Origin of the sequence: Kitasatospora sp. NPDC059803 (assembly GCF_042732255.1) — a bacterium.
In the GTDB taxonomy this organism is placed as follows: domain Bacteria; phylum Actinomycetota; class Actinomycetes; order Streptomycetales; family Streptomycetaceae; genus Kitasatospora.
In genome coordinates this window covers 1-706 of record NZ_JBHWIJ010000116.1, presented here as the reverse complement: position 1 = coordinate 706, position 706 = coordinate 1, and the positions used below count along the sequence as shown (strand labels likewise).

At 71.8% G+C, this 706-nt stretch carries 1 protein-coding gene; it reads left to right on the top strand.

Features of this window, described 5'->3' with window-relative positions; genetic code table 11:
• The coding region (locus ACFV6I_RS19735; RefSeq protein ID WP_380426626.1) for a M4 family metallopeptidase at window positions 1-626 on the top strand (626 nt) is incomplete at its 5' end.
• Window positions 627-706: the final 80 nt, after the last annotated feature.

Here is a 706-nt window from a genome sequence, read left to right as displayed (position 1 = left end):
GCTCGCCCGCAGCCACCCCCCCCGCGCCCCCCCCCCCGCACCCGTCGCCCGACGTGGCCGGCCACGAGATGAGCCACGGCGTCACCGCCGCCACGGCGAACCTCAACTACGCGGGCGAGTCCGGCGGCCTCAACGAGGCCACCTCCGACATCATGGGCACGATGGTCGAGTGGTACGCCAACCTGCCCTCCAACCCGCCGAACTACTGGATCGGCGAGCTGATCAACCTGAACGGCAACGGCACCCCGCTGCGCTACATGGACCAGCCCAGCAAGGACGGCCAGTCCGCCGACTCCTGGTCCGCCGATGTGGGCAACCTCGACGTGCACTACTCGTCGGGCGTGGCGAACCACTTCTTCTACCTGCTGTCGGAGGGCAGCGGCGCGAAGAGCATCAACGGGTTCGACTACAACAGCCCGACGGCCGACGGCTCCTCGCTCGCGGGCATCGGCCGGGACAAGGCCGCGCAGATCTGGTACCGCGCGCTGACCGTCTACTTCACCTCCACCACCGACTACGCGGGCGCCCGGGCGGGCACCCTCAGCGCGGCGGCGGACCTGTACGGCAACGGCAGCGCCGAGTACAACGCGGTCGCGGCCACCTGGACGGCGGTCAACGTCAACTGACAACCGCCTGAGTGGGCCCTGCCGAATCGTGGGTGCCGGCCGGCAGGGCCGCGCGGGGGGGGGGGCGCGCGTGGGCGGGC